At 62.4% G+C, this 255-nt stretch carries 1 protein-coding gene; it reads right to left on the bottom strand.

The features are described 5' to 3' along the window. The coding region (locus tag RX395_RS10215) for an AAA family ATPase (protein ID WP_316367420.1) at positions 1 to 255 on the bottom strand (255 nt) is incomplete at both ends.

Below are 255 nucleotides of genomic sequence, written 5' to 3'. Positions count from 1 at the left end.
CTACGAACATCTCGACAAAGTCGGAACCCGAGATGCTAAAGAACGGCACGCCCGCCTCGCCGGCAACGGCCTTGGCCAGCAGCGTTTTACCGGTGCCCGGAGGGCCAACCAGCAACACGCCACGCGGGATCTTGGCGCCCAGCTTGCGATAGCGATCCGGATCGCTCAAAAAGTCACGGATCTCCTCGAGCTCCTCGACTGCCTCGTCCACGCCGGCAACGTCTTCAAACTTGACCTTGGGGCGTGTGGCCTCGT

The organism is Collinsella aerofaciens (assembly GCF_032584215.1).
Taxonomy (GTDB): Bacteria; Actinomycetota; Coriobacteriia; order Coriobacteriales; family Coriobacteriaceae; genus Collinsella.
This window is presented reverse-complemented; position numbering and strand designations above follow the sequence as displayed.